Genomic DNA, 17,956 nt, shown 5'->3' on the forward strand with positions numbered 1-17,956 from the left:
GCGGGGTCAGGTGACCCCGTAGAACTTCTCCGTCTCCTCGACGGCGGTGCGGAACCGCTGGTCGAAGTCATCGCGCATGAGCGTCCGGACGACGTAGTCCTGGACGCTCATGCCGCGTTTGGCGGCATGGCCGCGGAGCCGTTCGAGCAGTTCGTGGTCCATCCGCAGGCTGAGCACGTCGGTCCCCATGCGGACGAGCGTCGCCGCACCTCCGGGTGCGGCGCGTGGCGTTTCGCGCCTCGATCACTCGTATGGGTGATCTCCGGCCCGGGCTGTTCCGATTCCGGGCACCCGTCGGGGACGGACCGGCGGGTCCGGACCGACGGGGCGGGAGGAGCGGGACGGGAGCGGCGGGGCGGGACGGCGGGACGGGAGTGGCGGGACTCACGCCGGGATCCCGCACCTCCAGCGTTCCTTAGTAAAGGTAATGAGTTACGCTAAAAAACATGCCGGACCTCAGCCATGGCGACGACGCAGCCGCCGTGAACGCCCTCCGCTCCGCCGTGATGCGGCTGTCCCGTCGGCTCAAGCACCAGCGGGTCGACGAGTCGCTCAGCCCCACCGAGATGTCGGTGCTCGGCACCCTGGCCCGCTGCGGCAGCGCCACCCCGGGCAAGCTCGCCCGCAAGGAACACGTCCAGCCGCCGTCGATGACCCGCATCGTGGCGCTGCTGGAGACCAAAGGACTGGTCAGGCTCGAGCCGCACCCCGACGACCGGCGTCAGAAGGTCGTCACGCGGACCGAGCGGGCCGAGGCGATGCTCGAGGAGAGCCGGCGCAAGCGGAACGCGTTCCTCGCCACGCTGGTCGAGGAACTCGACGAGGACGAGTGGGCGACCCTGCGCGCCGCCGCCCCCGTGCTGGAGAAACTGGCGCACCTCTGAACGACCCCCGGCAGCCACAGGAGGCGAACCCTTTGAGTACGGGATCCGGAGCAGCTTCCGCCCCCGCACCTGACCCCCACGACACCAAGACCGCCCTCGACGCCCCCGCCCGCAAGAACTCCATGTTCTCCTCGCTGAGGATCAGGAACTACCGCCTGTTCTTCCTCGGCCAGGTCGTCTCCAACATCGGCACCTGGATGCAGCGCATCGCCCAGGACTGGCTGGTGCTCAGCCTCACCGGCTCCTCGGCCGCCGTCGGCATCACCACGGCCCTGCAGTTCCTGCCGATGCTGCTGTTCGGCCTGTACGGAGGAGTCCTCGTCGACCGGCTGCGCAAGCGGCCCACCCTGCTGGTCACCCAGTCCGCGATGGCCCTCACGGCGCTCGCGCTCGCCGCCCTCACCCTGACCGGCGCCGTCGAGGTGTGGCACATCTACGTCGCCGCCCTCGCCCTCGGCCTCGCGACCGTCGTCGACAACCCGGCCCGCCAGTCCTTCGTCTCCGAGCTGGTCGGTCCCGGACAGCTGCAGAACGCGGTCAGCCTGAACTCCGCAAACTTCCAGTCCGCCCGGCTGGTCGGCCCCGCCGTCGCGGGCCTGCTGATCACCGGTGTCGGCACCGGATGGGCGTTCCTGCTGAACGGCCTGTCCTTCGTCGCGCCGCTGACCGGCCTGATGCTGATGCGCACCCGCGAGCTGCACCCCGTCGAGCGCGCCCCGCGCGGCAAGGGACAGCTCCGCGAGGGCCTGCGCTACGTGGCCGGACGGCCCGACCTGCTCTGGCCGATCGTGCTGGTCGGCTTCATGGGCACGTTCGCCTTCAACTTCCCGGTCTACCTGTCGGCCTTCGCCGACGACGTGTTCCAGGGGGACGCGGGCGTCTACAGCATGTTCAACACGCTGATGGCGATCGGCTCCGTCTCCGGCGCCCTGCTCGCCGCCCGGCGCGGCACGGCCCGGCTGCGGCTGCTGATCACGGCCGCGCTGGCCTTCGGCGCACTGGAGATCCTCGCCGCCGCGTCGCCCGAGCTGTGGATGTTCGCGCTGATCATGGTCCCGCTGGGGCTGGTCTCGATGACGGTCAACGTCACCACCAACACCAGCCTGCAGATGTCCACCGACCCGTCGGTGCGGGGCCGGGTCATGGCCCTCTACATGATGGTCTTCCTCGGCGGCGCCCCCGTCGGCGCGCCGATCGTCGGCTGGATCACCGACACCTACGGCGCCCGCGTCGGCTTCGCGGCCGGCGGCGCCGTCGCGATGGCCGCGGCGGCCGTCATCGGCCTGATCCTGGCCCGCGTCGGCGGCCTGCGCCTCGCGGTCGGCTGGAACCACGGCCACCCCAGCGTCCGCCTGGTCCCCCGCGAACACCGGAAGACCCTGGCCCCGGCGGCGTGACCGCCGCCGGGCCCCGGGCCGCGGTCAGCCGCGGGGGAAGTCGTCGGTCCTGAGGATGAGACCGACGACCGTCCTCGTCAGGTCGATCCGGGTGCCGAAGCCGAAGCACACGCTGCCGTGGTACTTCCCGTCCTTCGGCAGCGTGTGCAGGTGCCACTCGCCGGTGTACGGATCGACGATCAGGTACACGGGCACACCGGCGGCGGCGTATGCGTCCTTCTTCGGCCCGTAGTCGTTGTCCGCGGTCTTCTGCGAGATCACTTCGGCGATGAAGACGACATCCTCGCAACGCCACCGTCCCTTGCTGTTCTGGGTGGCGCCCTCGGCCAGCAGGGTCACGTCGGAGGCGAAACCGTTGAGGTGTCCCGGGTAATCGATGCGGACGTCGGACTTCAGGCGCTTGCGCGGGTACTTCGCGCGCAGTTGATCGTAGAGGTCCGCAATGATGTCCCAGTGGGTGTCCCGCTGCGGCGTCATGAAGATGTGCCCCCCGACGATCTCGGCCTTGTAACCCTCGGGGACGGGCATCTTCTCCAGCCACTCGAACATCATGTCGAGCGTGAGTTCGTCGCCGCTCTCGGCCATCTCGATCCTGTCTTCGAGGACGGTCATCGTGGCGCTCCTCCTCGGCCGACGCTCCAGGCGTACAGCCGCGCGGTACAACGATACGCACGGTGACCAGGACACGCGGGACACTGGGGGCATGAGACTCTTCGCCGCCGTGCTGCCGCCCGAGGACGTGATCGGAACGCTGGCCGCCGAGGTGGGCGGGCTGCGGGAGCTGCCCGGGGCCGGCGGGATGCGGTGGACCGAGCGGGCCGGGTGGCACTTCACGCTCGCGTTCTACGGCGAGGTGGACGAGGAGACCGTGCCCGAGCTGACCGCGCGGCTGGGACGGGCCGCGGCGCGGACCGAGCCGTTCCGGCTGGCGCTCTCCGGCGGCGGCCAGTTCGGCCGGGGACGCGCCCTGTGGGCCGGGGCCGCGGGCGACCTGCGGACGATGCGACTGCTGGCCGAACGGTCCGAGGCGGCCGGACGCAAGGCGGGCGTGGAGATGGACACGCACCGGCGCTACCAGGCTCACCTGACCGTGGCCCGCAGCCGGGACGCCGTCGACGTACGGCCGTACCTCGCGGCGCTGGAGGACTTCCGCAGCCGCACCTGGACCGTGCAGGAGCTGGTGCTGGTGCGCAGCCATCTGCCCCGGTCGGGCGTTCCCGGCGAGCAGCCCCGTTACGAGGCGGTCGCCCGCCGGGCACTCGGCGCGGCCCGTTAGGCTCGACGCGTGGACCCGAAGACCCGGAACCGGATCATGGCCGGTGCGCTCGTGCTGATGTTCGTCGTGGTGGCCCTGGCGGCGGCGCTCGGGAGGTAGCGCCGCCGCCGGTCCGTCACGGCTCGCCCGCCGTCACCAGGCGAACGCCTCCGGCGACGGCCCCGGACCCGGGAAGATCTCGTCGAGCGAGGCCAGCAGCTCCTCGCTCAGCTCCAGCTCCACCGCCCGCAGCGCCGAGTCGAGCTGCTCGCGCGTACGGGGGCCGACGATCGGGCCGGTCACCCCGGGACGGGTGAGCAGCCAGGCCAGCGCCGTCTCGCCCGGCTCCAGCCCGTGCTTCTCCAGCAGGTCCTCGTACGCCTGGATCCGCTTGCGGGCCGCCGGGTCGGCCAGGGTCTCCGCGGCCCGCCCGGAGGCGCGGCGGCCGCCCTCGGCCTCCTTCTTGATGACCCCGCCCAGCAGCCCGCCGTGCAGCGGCGACCAGGGGATGACCCCGAGCCCGTAGTCCCGCGCGGCCGGGACGACCTCCATCTCGGCACGCCGCTCGGCGAGGTTGTACAGGCACTGCTCGCTGACCAGGCCGATGGTGCCGCCGCGCCGGGCGGCGATCTCGTTGGCCTGGGCGATCTTGTAGCCGGGGAAGTTGGAGGAACCGACGTAGAGGATCTTGCCCTGCTGGATCAGGACGTCGACCGCCTGCCAGATCTCCTCGAACGGGGTGGCCCGGTCGACGTGGTGGAACTGGTAGAGATCGATGTGGTCGGTCCCCAGCCGCTTCAGCGAGGCGTCCACCGCGCGCCGGATGTTCACCGCGGACAGCTTGTCGTGGTTGGGCCACGCCTCCCCGTCCGGGCCCATGTTGCCGTACACCTTGGTCGCGAGGACGACCTTGTCCCGGCGGCCGCCGCCCTGGGCGAACCAGCTGCCGATGATCTCCTCGGTGCGGCCCTTGTTCTCGCCCCAGCCGTAGACGTTGGCCGTGCCCAAAGGTCAATTTTGACGCCATGATCCGAACCACATACCGTCACCCCTTGTGCACGATGCGTGCCACAGGGGAGAGGGAGAACGAGCATGGCGAGAGTTCTGGGTGTGGTCCGCCTGTCGAGGGTGTCGGACGAGACCACATCGCCGGAGCGTCAGCGTCGGTCCATCCAGCGATGGGCCGATCAGGAGGGGCACGTCGTCGTGGGATGGGTCGAGGACATCGACGTGTCCGGCGGGGTAGAGCCGTGGAAGCGCCCAGAGTTCGGCAAGTGGTTGCCTTCGACGATCGGAAAGGAGGTCAGCGCGATCGAGCACCGGATCGCGATGGAGGAGTCGCGCGCCGATGAGTACGACATCCTCTGCGCGCTGAAGATCGACCGCCTCTCGCGGCGCGTGCTGCACGTGCACACCCTCCTGGAGTGGTGCGAGAAGAACGGCAAGGAGGTCGCGACCGTCGAGGACGGGATCAACCTCAACACGCAGATGGGGAAGCTCCTCCTGAGCCTGATCGCGTCCTTCGCGGAAGGGGAGCTCGAAGCCATCAAGGCGCGGGCCAAGTCCTCGTACAACCACCTGGTGAAGGAGGGTCGCTGGCGTGGCGGCCGCACTCCGTACGGCTACCGCGAGGAGAAGCAGGAGACCGGCGAGGGGTGGAAGCTCGTCCCTGACGACTACGGGACCGACACGGCCGGGACACTCCGTGAGATCGTCCGTCGTCTCATCGCGGGCGAGTCGGCGAACAGCATCGCGCAGTGGCTCAACGAGGACGTGTCGAAGACCCCGACGTCACTCGACGCTCAGATGATCCGCAGCGGCAAGACCCCGAAGGGCAGCCGCTGGACCGCCGCGAACACGGCCAAGGTCGTACGCTCCCGCTGCATCCTGGGGCAGATGGAGGTATCCGAGGAGGTGATGGTCGACGGGAAGAAGACGACACGACGCCGGGTCGTCCGGGACGCTGACGGCCAGCCCCTCCAGCGCGCGGAGCCGCTGATCACGCACGAGGAGTGGGAGCTGGCCAACAAGAAGCTGGACGAGAACACCAGCAAGCGCAACGGCAACCGCAAGGGTGGGTCGCCCTTGCTCCGGGTCGCGTTCTGCACATGTGGGGAGCCGGCATATCTCGGCCCTGGCCGTAACTGGCCCTACTACCGCTGTGCCTCCCGTACCACGCACAAGCCGTGTCCGACCGGAAGCAAGGGCATCGCGGCGCACACGCTGGAGGGCGCCGTGGAACAGGCGTTCCTCCTCGCTGCCGGGGATGTCGAGATCGTCCGGAAGGTCTTCCGGCCGGGCGTGGACTACACGCGTGACATCGAGGAAGTGAACCGCGCCCTGTCGGACCTGAGGGAGGATCGCGAGGCGGGCCTCTACTCCAGTGAGCTGGGCAAGCAGGAGTACCGGGAGGCGTACAAGCGGTTGGACGCGCGACGTGAACAGCTCATCGCGCAGCCCACGCGTCCGGACACCTGGGAGGAGATTCCGACAGGGGAGACCTACCGGGAACGGTGGAGCACGTTGTCGACCCAGCACGAAAAGGGCAGGGAGCTACGCGCCGCAGGGGTCAAGGCAGTCATCCATGCCGAGCCGATTCCCGGGATGGCCGCCGCGCAGCTCATGGCTCCCGATGGCCATGAGGGGATGTGGCAACACCCGGTCGGGAGGGTTCAGGTTCTGATCCCGATGGACTTCAAGCAGCGTCTGCGCAACATGGCGGCGGTCCACAGCGAAGGCTGACCGACAACTACAGGTGACGAGGAGGGTCCTGTGGTCGGGGCCTTCTGCGCGTTTGTAAGATGCCCGGCAGGTCGCCGCCGTCGCTCCCGACCGCACGAGACCGAGTCCAGGCCCGAAGGCTTGGGCGTCCACCTGTGAAGAGAGACCGTGCCGTCCGTGCACGGTCCACCCCCCCCGAAGAAAGGGAGGCACATGTCCCGCCATGAGGTTCCCCCGTTGCTCGGGAGGGGCTGATCAGCTGGTCAGGGCAGGTTGGCGGGGTTTCAGGTTCGCTCGTTCGGTCGCTGCCTGCTTGGCGTAGTGCTTCTCTTCGAACTCGAGCGGGCTGAGGTAGCCGAGGCGTTTCTGGATGCGCCGGCTGTTGTAGAACCCGTCGATGTACTCGAAGAGTGCGAGGTTCGCCTCGGCCCGGGTGGCGAAGGTGCGGCCGCGCAGGCCCTCGGTCTTGATGAGCATCCAGAGGTTCTCCGCGAGGGCGTTGTCGTAGGAGTCCCCGACGGAGCCCATGGATGCCTCGATTCCTGCTCTCATCAAGCGTGTTGTGAGCTTCACGGACGTGTACTGGCAGCCGTGGTCCGCATGATGGATCAACTGCCCGGGTTCGACCTCGCGGGAGGTGAGGGCGTACTCGAGGGTGGTCAGTACGAGGTCGGCGTCCGCGCGGGCGGCAGTCTCCCAGGCCACCACCCGGCGGGAGAACGCGTCCCTGATCGCCGACAGCCACAAAGGTCCCTCGCCGGTGGGAATCATGGTGAGGTCGGTGACCCACAGCCGGTTCGGTCCGTCCGCGGTGAAGTCGCGTCTGACCAGGTCGGGGGCGAGCTCGGCGTCCCGGTCGCGGCGGGTGAAGCCCTTGCCCGTCCGACGAGGGCTGATCCCGGCGAGGCCGGCTTCGCGCATGAGCCGTTCGACTCGTTTGCGGCCGACGAGGACGCCTTCCCTTTTCAGGACGGCATGCACGCGGGGCGAGCCGTAGATGCCTCCGGAGTCGGTGTGGATCCGCTGGATCTGCCCGGTCAGCTCGGTGTCCCGGCGGCGCCGTTCGCACGGCTCCTTCGCCGCCCGGCGCCACCGGTAGTAGGTGGAGGAAGGGATGCGCAGTTCCCGGAGAGTGGGCTCGACCTCCAGGTGCTCGTGCTCGTCGAAGAGCGCGGTCACCCGGGCCGGGTCGGGTCGAGCTGTGCCGCGAAAAAAGCCGAGGCCGTCCGCAGGATCTCGTTCGACCGCCTGAGCTGGGTGTTCTCCTTGCGCAGCGCGGCCAGCTCGGCGCGTTCGTCGCTGGTGAGCAGATCATCGCGTTCGCTGGCGTCGGCTTCGGCCTGGCGGATCCAGCCGCGCAGGGCCTCGTGATGGACACCGATCTCCTCGGCCATACGGCGGATCACGGGCTTCGGCTCCGCGGCGCGGTACATCCGCACCGCACGCTCACGCAACTCCAGCGGGTACTTCCTCGGGGCAGGCATCAACAGGGCTCCTCTCGGTGAGTCCTATCTGACCTGCTGTCACCGCCCTCCGCATCTCGGGGGAACCTCACCATCCGGCGGGGGACTGGCGCACGCGTGTGCGTCTCACAGGAAGGAGCCACATCCGGTGGCTATCAGCTTCGGCCATGACCGCCCGTGGGGCGGTGTCTCCCAGCACGAGTACCGGCGCATGGCGCAGAACCCTGCGCACCAGCTCGCCTACCGCGTCCACTTCGCCGCCATCGGATGGGCAGACCGGCACGGACACGCGGGCTTCGCCCCCGGCCGGCTGGCCGCACTGCTGGGCAAGGAAGGTAAGCCACTGTCCGAGCAGAGCACCCGCAACGCGGTGGCACGCGCCAAGGAGCTGGACCTTGTGTCGCCCCGCTCCGGGGCCGCTTGCCTCGTGCTTCCTCCCCACCTGTTCCAGAAGGGCAAGGGTGCGCCAGTTCCCTGCCGTCTCCACCAGGACCGGTAAGTACACGCTGTCCGTGTAGCCAGAGCACGCCTGGCGTGTACCCAAACAGCATCCGAACTGCGGGAACGCTCGCGTCCTCTCTTATCTATTTGGTCCAAGTGCGGTCGAGCCTCTGTCGGGGTCGGCTGAAGGAGGCAGCCTGCTTCAAGGCGAGGGCAAGTAGAGGCGCGGCAGCGCCCCCTAGAGAGGGACAACGGCGCAGAGAAAGGCAGCAAGGGGCGGCCTACCGGCCGCCACAGTCGCAGTGCTCAACGACAGTGCGGCCCCGGAGGGAGCCGACAGGTGCAAGCCCTAGGGTGCGCTGCCGCGCCCCGCAGGTGCAGTCGTTAGGCCCTGTTCCTTGCGGCTTTCCGCCGCTGCAAGCAAGGCAAGGTGGTCTGTGACCAGACCATACGCTCTCACCGTGGCAGCCGGCGGGGAGGGCAGACGGCCCCGGAACCGTGGCGGAATCTTGGCTGCTATGACATGGCGGTCTGGCTTGCCCCCTTCGGGGGTCATGCCCCCACCCCCTGCCCCTGCGGTCACGTCTGCCTGCCATCGACGAGCGGGGTGCACGCCTGGCTTTGCCGGTCGAACACCGGGCAGGCCGCGAGACGGGCGCGAAGAGCCTTGCTGTGGACGAAGGGGCACGTGTCTGAAGGGGTGCGTGTCTGTACGCACTTCTTTGGTCCCCGCCGCACCAGGGTCTTCTGGCCCACGGAAATACCAGGTTGATTCAGCTTCACCCGGGATGCTCCAGTTGGCACCGCACGAAAGGTAGGACCCATCCGTATGACGAACCCACCACCTGAACGCACCCTCATCTACGCCGTCGATCTGACCGCCGAGAACGTCCGCGCCCTGGAGACGTTCCTCAACGCGCAGTTGGGGCGAGTGTCCGCGGGGGTCGGTGAGACCGGCGAGACCTCTTTCGCGATGCGGTCCCTGCTCATCCTGGTCAGCGACTCAGCGGGCTTCCTGCACCAACTCCTCACGGTGGAGCGGCCCGAGTCGTGGCAGCGGGCTGCGATCGTGCGTGAGTGGCAGCGGCTCCGCAGCACTGCCCTCGACTTCAACCACTGCGACGGCTACGACTACGGCCGCTGGTGGAAGCAGATACGGCACTACGACGCCGCTGACGAAGCCGCCGAGCAGGAGCGAATCCGTCACTTCGCCACCCTGTACCCCTGGGCGGACGATGAAGCTGACCAGGGCAAGGAGGATTAGCGAGACACTCCGCCCCCTGCCAGTGGAGTCACCCGATCAGAGTGGGCCAGTAGAACCCAGTAGAACTTGGAACCCTGGTCCCAAAAAGAAGGCGTACAGACGGGCAAGCGTCCCGAGGGGTGCGGCAGTCGCCCCACACAGGCCAGCATGGACCGTCTCGAAAACCAAGGTTTGTGAGACGAGATGGCAAGCGTCCCTGAAGGGGGTGTAGCGCTGTTCAAAACCCGTCTCGAAACTCCCGTCTCGAGCTTGACGTATTGAGATGAGTTCTGAGACAGTCCCGGCCGTGACGACGAACACGATCACCGGTCAGCTCATCGGTTACGCCCGCGTCTCCACCGATGACCAGGAAGCACAGTTGCAGCGGGACGCACTGACGGCCGCAGGCTGCGCCCGGGTCTTCGAGGACAAGGCGTCGGGCAAGAACGCCGACCGGCCGGAGCTGCGGTCAGCACTCGACTACGCCCGCGCCGGCGACACCCTGTGCGTGTGGAAGCTCGACCGCTTTGCCCGGTCGCTCATCGACCTTGTGACCATGGTCGACATGCTTCGGGAGCGTGGTATCGGGTTCAAGGTGCTCACGGGTGCACTGGCCAACATCGACCCCGGCACGGCCGATGGCCGTCTCATGCTTCAGGTGGTAGGGGCCATGGCGGAGTTCGAGCGCAGCCTCATCAAGGAGCGCACCCGCGCCGGACTCGACGCAGCCAAGGCGCAGGGGCGTACCGGCGGACGGCCGTCCGTCGTGAACGAGGACGTGCTGACCGTGGCCCGCGCGAGGAAGGCGAAGGGAGAGAGTGTCAGCGCCATCGCCAAGGCTCTGGGCGTCTCCCGGGCCACGCTGTACCGGCACCTCGGAGACGACTCCTGACGGCGGCACCTGATGTCCTTGCCTGGAGCGGGCTCGAAGCAGTTGGCTTGTGGTCCATGAAGTACACGCAGCTCGGACGCACCGGACTCAAGGTCAGCCGACTCGTTCTCGGCACGATGAACTTCGGTCCGCAGACAGACGAATCGACCAGCCACGACATCATGGACGCCGCTCTCGACGCGGGTCTGAACTTTGTAGACACGGCCAACGTCTATGGGTGGGGTGAGAACAAGGGCCGCACCGAGGAGATCATCGGTACTTGGTTCGCCCAGGGTGGCGGGCGGCGCGACAGGACGGTCCTCGCCACCAAGGTGTACGGGAACATGGCCCCGGACGACTCCTCCGTCTGGCCTAACCACGACAAGCTCTCCGCGGTGAACATCCGCCGGGCCGTCGACGCCTCCCTCAAGCGGCTGCAGACCGACTACATCGACATCTACCAGTTCCATCACATCGACCGGTCGACGCCGTTCGAGGAGATCTGGCAGGCGATCGACGTCCTGGTCCAGCAGGGCAAGATCCTCTACGCCGGGTCGTCCAACTTCCCCGGCTACAAGATCGCCCAGGCCAACGAGCTGGCTGCCCGGCGCGGCCGCATGGGCCTGGTCAGCGAGCAGTGCCTGTACAACCTCGCCGAGCGCCGCGCCGAGATGGAGGTCATCCCGGCCGCGCAGGACTACGGGCTCGGCGTCATCCCCTGGTCACCGCTGCACGGCGGGCTGCTCGGCGGCGTCCTCAAGAAGGAGGCCGCACAAGGGCGCAGGGCGAGCGGCCGCGCTGCCGACGCGCTCAAGGACACCAAGACACGCGAGCAGATCCAGGCGTACGAGAACCTCCTCGACAAGCACGGCCTGGAGCCCGGTGAAGCGGCGCTCGCCTGGCTGCTGACACGCCCCGGCGTCACCGGCCCGATCGTCGGCCCCCGCACGCAGGAGCAGCTGGACTCGGCGCTGCGTGCCCTGGAGCTGGAACTGAGCGAGGAGCTGCTGACGTCTCTGGACGAGATCTTCCCCGGTCCCGGACCGTCTCCCGAGGCCTTCGCATGGTGAGGTAGCGGGTCTGTGTGAGGGACCGTCGCCTTCTGCTTGCGTTCGAAGCGAGTGGGAGGCGGCGGCTTCGTCGTTTCCACTCGGGGTCCGCAGGAGCGGTGAGCATCAGCGATGCGCTACTGTGCAACCTGGCGTCAAAGTTGCCGGTTTGCCGTGTCGAAGAAGTTGATGCCGGCGTCCAGCGCCGCGTCCATGATGGCGTGACTGTCGGCCTCGTCGGTCTGCGGACCGAAGTTCATCGTCCCGAGGACGAGCCGGCTGACCTTGAGTCCTGTGCGTCCGAGCTGCGTGTACCTCATGGACGTCAAGACAACGTCTTGGAGTGCGCTCGACGCAAGTGCTGCACGCGCGTCGGGTCAGGACGGCTTGTACGGGCCGCCCAGGGACCACTCGTGCCACATCGCCTCGGCGAACGCGCCCGCGATCTTGTGCTCGCCGCTCTCGTTGGGGTGCGTGCCGTCGTAGGTGTCCACGTGGAAGTCGTACGTCGCCGGGGGCGGGACGAGCAGCATCGGGGAGCGCGGGGTGTCCAGGTCGGCGACCGTCCCGGCCAGCAGGGCGTTGAACCGGCCGACCTGCCCCGCGAAGGTCTCGTCCGCGTCCACCCGGATGTTGCGGATCACCGGCATCACCGCCATCCGCACCTTCGGGCGGGCCGCGCGCGCCGCGGCGACGAAGGCGCGCACGTTGTCCGCGGTCTGCTCGGCGTTGGTGTAGAAGCCCAGGTCGATCAGGCCGAGCGACACCAGCAGCACGTCCGCGCGGCAGGAGCGCACCGCGTCGCCGACCAGCGGGGCCATGTGGCACCAGCCCTCGCCCCAGCCCGCCAGGTGGGCCCGGGGGAACTCCGGGTCGGCGTACGCGTACGAGGTGGGGGCGTCCGTCGACGGGTCGTGCAGCGTCTCGCGCGGGCCGACCAGGGTGAAGGGGCCGCCGTACGCGGTGCACAGGTGCTGCCACAGCCGGTAGCGCCAGGTGTGTTCACCCGCGCTCCCGATCGTCATCGAGTCACCTACGGGCATGAACCTGAGCACCCGATCATCATGGTGGATCGGTGCGTTCACCGCGATGTGAGCCCCGACACCCGCACTCGGGGGCTCCGGCTGATGGCAGTCTTGGGTCATGCGCCGACCCTTCGCCCTGCTCGCCGCGGCCCTGCTGACGGCCGCGCTCGCCGTGCCCGCCTCCGCCGCCGACACCGACGACGGGGACGAGGGGTTCACCGTCAACGACCCGCGCGTCACCGAGTCCAGCGGGCTCGCCGCCTCCCGCCTCCACCCCGGCGTGTACTGGACCCACAACGACAGCGACGACGGCCCCTACCTCTACGCCGTCGACGGCGGCTCCGGCGACACGGTCGCCCGCCTCACCCTCACCGGCGTCGGCAGCCCCCGGGACGTGGAGGCGATCGCGGTCGGCCCCGGCAACCGCCTCTTCGTCGCCGACATCGGCGACAACCTCGGCGGCACCTGGCCGTACGTGTGGATCTACGAACTCCCCGAGCCCGAGCGGCTGGAGGACGCCACCGTGCGGGCCACCCAGTACGTCGTGAAGTACGCCGACGGTCCGCGCGACGCCGAGGCGATGGTCGTGCACCCGCGGACCGGGCGGGTCTACATCATCGACAAGCACGAGGACGGCGGACACCTCTACGAGGGGCCGGAGAAGCTCTCGCCGTCCGGTGACAACGTGTTCGAGCCGATCGCCCCGGTCGAGCTGTGGACCACCGACGCGGCGCTCTCCCCCGACGGGCGGCACCTGGCCGTGCGCGGCTACTTCGGGGGCATCCACTACGCCTGGAACGGCGGGAGGATCGAGCGCAAGGGGCGGCTGAGCGTGCCGCTCCAGGTCCAGGGCGAGTCGGTGACCTTCTCCGCGGACGGTTCCCGGCTGCTGTTCGGCAGCGAGGGGGAGCGGAGCGGGGTGGTGAGCCGTCCCGCGCCCGGCGCGGACGGGGACGGGGCGAGCGGCGGCCCCGGCTCCCGTGCGGACGGCGGCGCCGCCGGCGACGGGACCGGCGACTCGGTGAAGGTCGGGGGCGCCGTGGTGGCCGCCCTCGTCGTGGCGGCGTTCTTCGGGCTGAGCAGGCGCCGGCGGAAGGGCTGAACCCGGGGCCTCAGCGCTCCTGTCCGGCCGCGCGCCGGGCGACGAACTCCTCCAGGCCGTCCAGGATGCGCTGGAGGCCGAACTCGAAGTGGTCGAAGTCGGTGCCGAAGGTGTCCTCGGAGAGCCCGGCCAGAACGGGATAGCGCCCGCTGTTCATGGCCCGCTCCAGGTAGGGGTGCTGGGCGTCCCAGAACTGCGCGTCCGTGAGCCCCGAGCTGCGCTCGGCCTCCTCCTGGTAGCGCTGGGTGCGGGCGGCCCCGGCCACGTATCCGTCGATCATCATGATCGCCGACATCAGTTCGGGGTCGGACAGGCCCATCGGCTTGATCCGGGAGAGCACCGTCTCCAGGCCGTCCAGGGCGTTCGGGCCGAGGACCGGGCGGGACTGGTTGACCTCCAGGAGCCAGGGGTGCCGCCGGTAGAGGGCGAGGGTGGCCCGGCCCAGCGCCTCCAGGGCCGACCGCCAGTCGCCGTCGCCCAGGTCCCCGGGGTCGTGCGGGTGCTGCACCCGCTCCAGCATCAGGTCGAGCAGTTCGGCCTTGCCGGGGACGTAGCGGTAGAGGGACATCGTGCCGGTGCCCAGTTCCGAGGCGATCCGGCGCATCGACAGCGCGCCGATGCCGTCCCGGTCGGCGACCTCGATCGCCGCCTCCACGATCCGCTCCAGGGTCAGCCCCGGCTTCGGGCCCCGGCTGGGCCGCTGTCCGGTGCCCCACAGCAGGTCGAGGGTGCGCGCGAGGTCGCCGCTGCCGCTGGTCTCCGTACCGCTTCCGCCGCTGCTCATGCAGGCAGTCTAGGTCCGCGCGAAAAAACTGAGTACGTCGTACGCGTCATCGGGTACGGTGTACCCGGTTTCTGGAAGGGGGACCCATGAAGGACGACGGGTGCGCGGTCCTGGCCGAAGGGCTGGAGAAGCGGTACGGCGAGAAGCGCGCCCTGGACGGCTTCGACCTCGCCGTGCGGCCGGGCACGGTGCACGGACTGCTGGGACCGAACGGCGCGGGCAAGACCACCGCCGTACGGATCCTGTCGACGCTGATCCGGCTCGACGGGGGGCGGGCGACGGTGGCCGGGCTCGACGTGGCGCACCGGGCGCGCGAGGTGCGGGCGCGGATCGGCCTCACCGGGCAGTACGCGGCGGTGGACGAGGTGCTCACCGGGCGGCAGAACCTGGAGATGTTCGGCAGGCTGTTCCACCTCGGCGGCCGGCGCGCCAAGGCGCGGGCGGCGGAGCTGCTGGAGCAGTTCGACCTGACCGACGCCGCCGACAAGGGCGTCGGCGACTACAGCGGCGGCATGCGGCGCCGGCTGGACCTGGCGGCGTCGATGATCCTCACGCCGGCCGTGCTGTTCCTGGACGAGCCGACGACGGGGCTCGATCCCCGCAGCCGGGGCGAAGTCTGGGACTCGGTACGGGCGTTGGTGGCCGGCGGCACGACCGTGCTGCTGACCACGCAGTACCTGGAGGAGGCCGACCGGCTGGCCTCCCGGATCACCGTCATCGACCGGGGCCGGGCCATCGCCGACGACACCCCGGACGGGCTGAAGAACCGCGTCGGCGGCGACCGCGTCGAGGTCGTGGTGGCCGAACGCTCGGACATCCCGCGCGTGGTGAAGGTGGTCGCCCGGGTCGCCGACGGCGAACCCGAGGCGGACGAGACCGAGTTGCGGGTGCACGCGCCCGTGACCGACCGGGTGGCCGCGCTCACGGACGTGGCACGCACCCTCCAGGACGAGGGCGTGCGGGTCGAGGACATCGGGCTGCGCAGGCCCAGCCTCGACGACGTGTTCCTGCGCCTGACCGGACACCGCACGGAGAAGGAGGCGGCGGCATGAGCGCGCTCGACCTGACCGGACCGGACGGCCGCGGCCGGGTGTACTGGGCGCTCGCGGACTGCTGGAACGTCGTCCGCCGGGGCCTGACCCACTACCAGCGCCAGCCCGTCAACATCGCCTGGCAGCTCGGCTTCCCCATCCTGTCGGTGCTGCTGTACGGCTATGTCTTCGGCAGCGCGATGCGGGTGCCGGGCGGCGGGGACTACAAGGACTTCCTGATGCCGGGCATGTTCGTGATGACCATGGCCTTCGGCTTCATCAACACCGCGACCGTCGTGGTCTACGACTCCACCAAGGGCGTCATCGACCGCTTCCGCTCGATGCCGATGGCGTCGTCGGCGGTGGTGGCCGGGCGCGGGGTGACCGATCTGATCGTCGCCTGCGCCGAGTTGGCCATTCTGATGCTGACCGCGCTGGTCATGGGCTGGCGGCCGGACGGCGGCTGGGAGTTCCTCGCCGCGTTCGGACTGCTGCTGTGGCTGCGGTTCGCGCTGATCTGGCTCGGGGTCTGGCTGGGGCTGATGGTGCCCAACCCGGAGGCGGCGGGCGGCCTGTTCGCGGTGGCGTTCCCGCTGACGATGATCTCCAGCATCTTCGTCGCCCCGCAGCTCATGCCCGACTGGCTGGGCTGGGTGGCCGCCTGGAACCCGATCTCCTCCACGGCCGCGGCGACCCGTGAGCTGTTCGGCACGCCGGTGGGCGGCGGCGACTCGTGGGTGGAGCAGCACGCGCTGCTGATGGCCGGGGTGTGGCCGGTGGTCCTGACGGCGGTCTTCCTGCCGCTCGCGGTGCGGAGGTTCCAGCGTCTCAGCAGGTGAGGCGGGGTCGCGGCTACGGTGCGGCGGCATGGGACCGTACGGACGTCCGATCGAGGAACCGCCGGGTGACCCGGGGCGGTTGTGGCCGGAGTACCACCTCCGGGAACCGGTGAGCGGCGTGGGGGACCGGGACGGCATCGACGAGTGGAGCGTGTCCGTGCGGGTGGAGCGGTTCCGGAACCGCACCGTCGGCGGGGTCGCCGGCTCGCCGGCCCTCTCCCGGTTCCGGCAGGACGAGCGGTTCAGCCCGTTCTTCGGCGCTGACGCGCAGGGGGACGACCTCGGGCGGGGCGGCTGCTCGCAGGAGTTCCGGGACACCGTGACGTCCGCCGACGGCGACCTGCTCGTCCTGAGGGACGTCCGGCCGGACCCGGAGCGGCGCGGGGCCGGCCTCGGCCCCGCGCTCGCCTGCCAGGCGCTGTGGACGCTGGGCGCCGGGTGCGGCGCGGTGACCGCAGGCACCGGGGCGCCCGCGCTCACGGCCCTGTGCGAGTCCATCGGCTTCCGGCGCCGTCCCCGGCCCCCTGGGCCTCCTCCTCGCGACCCCGCCACCGAGGAGGCGCGGGACGCGCGGGAGGAGCAGCGCGGGCGGTACGACGCGCTGGCGGGCGCCTGGCGCGCGGCGCACCGCGGGTGAGGCGACGCGGAAGGGCGCCCGGTGGGGATCCGCCGGGCGCCCTTCTCGTGCGGTGCGGGAGCGTGGACTACAGCTGCCCGATGACGTAGTCGACGCACTTCGTCAGGGCCTCGACGTCCGCCGGGTCGATCGCCGGGAACATCGCGACGCGGAGCTGGTTGCGGCCCAGCTTGCGGTACGGCTCGGTGTCGACGACGCCGTTGGCGCGCAGCGCCTTGGCGACGGCGGCGGCGTCCACCTCGTCGGTGAAGTCGATCGTGCCGATGACGGCGGACCGCTTCGCCGGGTCGGTGACGAACGGGTTGGCGAACTTCACGTCCTCGGCCCAGCCGTACAGGGTGCGCGCGGAGGTCGCGGTGCGGCGGACCGCCCAGTCCAGGCCGCCCTGGCCGTTGATCCACTCCAGCTGCTGGTTCAGCAGGAACAGGGTGGCGAGCGCCGGGGTGTTGTACGTCTGGTTCTTGCGGGAGTTGTCGATCGCCGTCGGCAGCGAGAAGAACTCCGGGACGTGCCGGCCGCTCGCGTGGATCCGCTCGGCGCGCTCGATCGCGGCCGGGGAGAACACGCCGATCCACAGGCCGCCGTCGGAGGCGAAGGACTTCTGCGGGGCGAAGTAGTAGACGTCCGTCTCGGCGATGTCGACCGGCAGGCCGCCCGCGCCGGAGGTGGCGTCCACCAGGACCAGCGCGCCCTCGTCGGCGCCGGCGACGCGCTGGATCGGCATGGCGACGCCGGTGGAGGTCTCGTTGTGGGTGAGGGCGTACACGTCCACGCCCGCCTCGGCGACCGCCTCCGGGTGGGTGCCCGGGTCGGAGGAGATGACGTCCGGGTCGGCCAGCCACGGGGCGAGCTTGGCGGCCTTGGCGAACTTGGAGCTGAACTCGCCGAAGCTGAGGTGCTGCGACTTGTTCTCGATCAGTCCGTGGGTCGCGATGTCCCAGAACGCGGTGGACCCGCCGTTGCCGAGGATCACCTCGTAGCCCTCGGGGAGTTGGAACAGCTCGCGGATGCCCTCGCGCACGGCGCCGACCAGGTTCTTCACCGGGGCCTGGCGGTGGGAGGTGCCCAGCAGGGACGTGCCGGTCGCGGCCAGCGCGTCCAGCGCTTCCGTCCGCACCTTGGAGGGACCCGCACCGAAACGACCGTCGGCGGGCTTGATGTCAGCAGGAATCCGGATCTCAGCCACGAGCGGAGCCTAGCGGCTGAGGGAAATC

Annotated in this window: 19 protein-coding genes and 2 pseudogenes; 12 read left to right on the top strand and 9 right to left on the bottom strand. The window is 69.9% G+C overall.

Features of this window, described 5'->3' with window-relative positions:
- Window positions 1-6 precede the first annotated feature (6 nt).
- Window positions 7-189, bottom strand: a complete 183-nt coding sequence (locus tag C1708_RS18340) for a ribbon-helix-helix protein, CopG family (RefSeq protein WP_106413692.1) — start codon at window positions 187-189, stop codon at window positions 7-9.
- A gap of 257 nt (window positions 190-446) precedes the next feature.
- Here C1708_RS18340 and C1708_RS18345 point away from each other — a divergent pair, with 257 nt between their 5' ends.
- The gene (locus C1708_RS18345; protein WP_106413693.1) at window positions 447-884 is read left to right on the top strand and encodes a MarR family winged helix-turn-helix transcriptional regulator; all 438 of its coding nucleotides are present in this window, start codon (window positions 447-449) and stop codon (window positions 882-884) included.
- Window positions 885-916: 32 nt separating this feature from the next.
- On the top strand, window positions 917-2,281 hold the full coding sequence (locus tag C1708_RS18350) for an MFS transporter (RefSeq protein WP_106413694.1): 1,365 nt from the start codon (window positions 917-919) through the stop codon (window positions 2,279-2,281).
- Between the two features lie 24 nt (window positions 2,282-2,305).
- Here C1708_RS18350 and C1708_RS18355 read toward each other — a convergent pair whose 3' ends face one another.
- Window positions 2,306-2,893: a Uma2 family endonuclease gene (locus C1708_RS18355; protein ID WP_106413695.1), complete on the bottom strand. Its 588-nt coding sequence runs from the start codon at window positions 2,891-2,893 to the stop codon at window positions 2,306-2,308.
- A 91-nt stretch (window positions 2,894-2,984) separates the two neighbouring features.
- Between C1708_RS18355 and thpR the strand changes: the two genes are divergently transcribed.
- Window positions 2,985-3,557 carry an RNA 2',3'-cyclic phosphodiesterase gene (gene thpR / locus C1708_RS18360; RefSeq protein WP_106413696.1) on the top strand — a complete coding sequence of 191 codons (573 nt, stop codon included), beginning with the start codon at window positions 2,985-2,987 and terminating at the stop codon, window positions 3,555-3,557.
- Between the two features lie 132 nt (window positions 3,558-3,689).
- On the opposite strand, the pseudogene C1708_RS18365 reads toward thpR, so the two are convergent.
- Window positions 3,690-4,538: pseudogene (locus C1708_RS18365) on the bottom strand (aldo/keto reductase); the annotation flags it as partial.
- A gap of 90 nt (window positions 4,539-4,628) precedes the next feature.
- Between C1708_RS18365 and C1708_RS18370 the strand changes: the two are divergent.
- A complete protein-coding gene (locus tag C1708_RS18370; protein ID WP_106413698.1) occupies window positions 4,629-6,278 on the top strand; it encodes a recombinase family protein in 1,650 nt (549 codons plus the stop codon).
- A gap of 234 nt (window positions 6,279-6,512) precedes the next feature.
- Here C1708_RS18370 and C1708_RS18375 read toward each other — a convergent pair whose 3' ends face one another.
- Complete coding sequence (locus tag C1708_RS18375; RefSeq protein ID WP_106413699.1) at window positions 6,513-7,436, bottom strand: IS3 family transposase; 924 nt, start codon at window positions 7,434-7,436, stop codon at window positions 6,513-6,515.
- On the bottom strand, window positions 7,433-7,741 hold the full coding sequence (locus C1708_RS18380; protein ID WP_106413700.1) for a transposase: 309 nt from the start codon (window positions 7,739-7,741) through the stop codon (window positions 7,433-7,435). The genes C1708_RS18375 and C1708_RS18380 overlap by 4 nt, the downstream gene beginning before the upstream one ends.
- 127 nt (window positions 7,742-7,868) lie before the next feature.
- Here C1708_RS18380 and C1708_RS35110 point away from each other — a divergent pair, with 127 nt between their 5' ends.
- The 4 genes from C1708_RS35110 (at window position 7,869) to C1708_RS18400 (ending at window position 11,345) form a co-directional block, all read left to right on the top strand.
- Window positions 7,869-8,219, top strand: coding sequence for a hypothetical protein (locus C1708_RS35110; protein WP_232838906.1), 351 nt, complete (start codon window positions 7,869-7,871; stop codon window positions 8,217-8,219).
- Window positions 8,220-8,990: 771 nt separating this feature from the next.
- The gene (locus tag C1708_RS18390) at window positions 8,991-9,425 is read left to right on the top strand and encodes a hypothetical protein (protein ID WP_106413701.1); all 435 of its coding nucleotides are present in this window, start codon (window positions 8,991-8,993) and stop codon (window positions 9,423-9,425) included.
- 286 nt (window positions 9,426-9,711) lie between these two features.
- A complete protein-coding gene (locus tag C1708_RS18395; protein ID WP_342210901.1) occupies window positions 9,712-10,296 on the top strand; it encodes a recombinase family protein in 585 nt (194 codons plus the stop codon).
- 56 nt (window positions 10,297-10,352) lie between these two features.
- Window positions 10,353-11,345 carry an aldo/keto reductase gene (locus tag C1708_RS18400; protein WP_106413703.1) on the top strand — a complete coding sequence of 331 codons (993 nt, stop codon included), beginning with the start codon at window positions 10,353-10,355 and terminating at the stop codon, window positions 11,343-11,345.
- Between the two features lie 146 nt (window positions 11,346-11,491).
- Here C1708_RS18400 and C1708_RS18405 read toward each other — a convergent pair.
- Window positions 11,492-11,644, bottom strand: a pseudogene (locus C1708_RS18405) (aldo/keto reductase); the annotation flags it as partial.
- Window positions 11,645-11,701: 57 nt separating this feature from the next.
- Window positions 11,702-12,349, bottom strand: a complete 648-nt coding sequence (locus C1708_RS18410) for a GDSL-type esterase/lipase family protein (protein WP_241911281.1) — start codon at window positions 12,347-12,349, stop codon at window positions 11,702-11,704.
- Between the two features lie 118 nt (window positions 12,350-12,467).
- On the opposite strand from C1708_RS18410, the gene C1708_RS18415 reads away from it, so the two are divergent.
- Window positions 12,468-13,451 (top strand): YncE family protein, encoded by a 984-nt coding sequence (locus C1708_RS18415; RefSeq protein ID WP_106413705.1) that lies wholly within the window; start codon window positions 12,468-12,470, stop codon window positions 13,449-13,451.
- Window positions 13,452-13,461: 10 nt separating this feature from the next.
- Here the strand turns inward: C1708_RS18415 and C1708_RS18420 are convergent, their stop codons facing one another.
- On the bottom strand, window positions 13,462-14,235 hold the full coding sequence (locus C1708_RS18420; RefSeq protein WP_106413706.1) for a TetR/AcrR family transcriptional regulator: 774 nt from the start codon (window positions 14,233-14,235) through the stop codon (window positions 13,462-13,464).
- A gap of 86 nt (window positions 14,236-14,321) precedes the next feature.
- Here C1708_RS18420 and C1708_RS18425 point away from each other — a divergent pair, with 86 nt between their 5' ends.
- Genes C1708_RS18425 through C1708_RS18435 form a run of 3 tightly spaced genes read left to right on the top strand, consistent with a single transcriptional unit; the run spans window position 14,322 to window position 16,742 of the window.
- Complete coding sequence (locus C1708_RS18425) at window positions 14,322-15,287, top strand: ATP-binding cassette domain-containing protein (protein ID WP_106413707.1); 966 nt, start codon at window positions 14,322-14,324, stop codon at window positions 15,285-15,287.
- Complete coding sequence (locus C1708_RS18430) at window positions 15,284-16,105, top strand: ABC transporter permease (protein ID WP_106413708.1); 822 nt, start codon at window positions 15,284-15,286, stop codon at window positions 16,103-16,105. The genes C1708_RS18425 and C1708_RS18430 overlap by 4 nt, the downstream gene beginning before the upstream one ends.
- A 28-nt stretch (window positions 16,106-16,133) precedes the next feature.
- On the top strand, window positions 16,134-16,742 hold the full coding sequence (locus tag C1708_RS18435) for a hypothetical protein (protein WP_106413709.1): 609 nt from the start codon (window positions 16,134-16,136) through the stop codon (window positions 16,740-16,742).
- A gap of 67 nt (window positions 16,743-16,809) precedes the next feature.
- On the opposite strand, the gene serC is transcribed toward C1708_RS18435, so the two are convergent.
- Window positions 16,810-17,928, bottom strand: a complete 1,119-nt coding sequence (gene serC / locus C1708_RS18440; protein WP_106413710.1) for a phosphoserine transaminase — start codon at window positions 17,926-17,928, stop codon at window positions 16,810-16,812.
- Window positions 17,929-17,956 lie beyond the last annotated feature (28 nt).

This window comes from Streptomyces sp. DH-12, from assembly GCF_002899455.1.
GTDB lineage: Bacteria > Actinomycetota > Actinomycetes > Streptomycetales > Streptomycetaceae > Streptomyces.

What these genes read in the sequence shown, in the direction of transcription:
- C1708_RS18435 (WP_106413709.1), top strand. Translation starts at nt 16,134, where the DNA reads ATGGGACCGTACGGACGTCCGATCGAGGAACCGCCGGGTGACCCGGGG.
- C1708_RS18415 (WP_106413705.1), top strand. Translation starts at nt 12,468, where the DNA reads ATGCGCCGACCCTTCGCCCTGCTCGCCGCGGCCCTGCTGACGGCCGCG.
- C1708_RS18425 (WP_106413707.1), top strand. Translation starts at nt 14,322, where the DNA reads ATGAAGGACGACGGGTGCGCGGTCCTGGCCGAAGGGCTGGAGAAGCGG.
- C1708_RS18340 (WP_106413692.1), bottom strand. Translation starts at nt 189, where the DNA reads ATGGGGACCGACGTGCTCAGCCTGCGGATGGACCACGAACTGCTCGAA.
- C1708_RS18410 (WP_241911281.1), bottom strand. Translation starts at nt 12,349, where the DNA reads ATGACGATCGGGAGCGCGGGTGAACACACCTGGCGCTACCGGCTGTGG.
- C1708_RS18400 (WP_106413703.1), top strand. Translation starts at nt 10,353, where the DNA reads ATGAAGTACACGCAGCTCGGACGCACCGGACTCAAGGTCAGCCGACTC.
- C1708_RS18420 (WP_106413706.1), bottom strand. Translation starts at nt 14,235, where the DNA reads ATGAGCAGCGGCGGAAGCGGTACGGAGACCAGCGGCAGCGGCGACCTC.
- C1708_RS18355 (WP_106413695.1), bottom strand. Translation starts at nt 2,893, where the DNA reads ATGACCGTCCTCGAAGACAGGATCGAGATGGCCGAGAGCGGCGACGAA.
- C1708_RS18380 (WP_106413700.1), bottom strand. Translation starts at nt 7,741, where the DNA reads ATGCCTGCCCCGAGGAAGTACCCGCTGGAGTTGCGTGAGCGTGCGGTG.
- C1708_RS18345 (WP_106413693.1), top strand. Translation starts at nt 447, where the DNA reads ATGCCGGACCTCAGCCATGGCGACGACGCAGCCGCCGTGAACGCCCTC.
- C1708_RS18390 (WP_106413701.1), top strand. Translation starts at nt 8,991, where the DNA reads ATGACGAACCCACCACCTGAACGCACCCTCATCTACGCCGTCGATCTG.
- C1708_RS18430 (WP_106413708.1), top strand. Translation starts at nt 15,284, where the DNA reads ATGAGCGCGCTCGACCTGACCGGACCGGACGGCCGCGGCCGGGTGTAC.
- thpR (WP_106413696.1), top strand. Translation starts at nt 2,985, where the DNA reads ATGAGACTCTTCGCCGCCGTGCTGCCGCCCGAGGACGTGATCGGAACG.
- C1708_RS18370 (WP_106413698.1), top strand. Translation starts at nt 4,629, where the DNA reads ATGGCGAGAGTTCTGGGTGTGGTCCGCCTGTCGAGGGTGTCGGACGAG.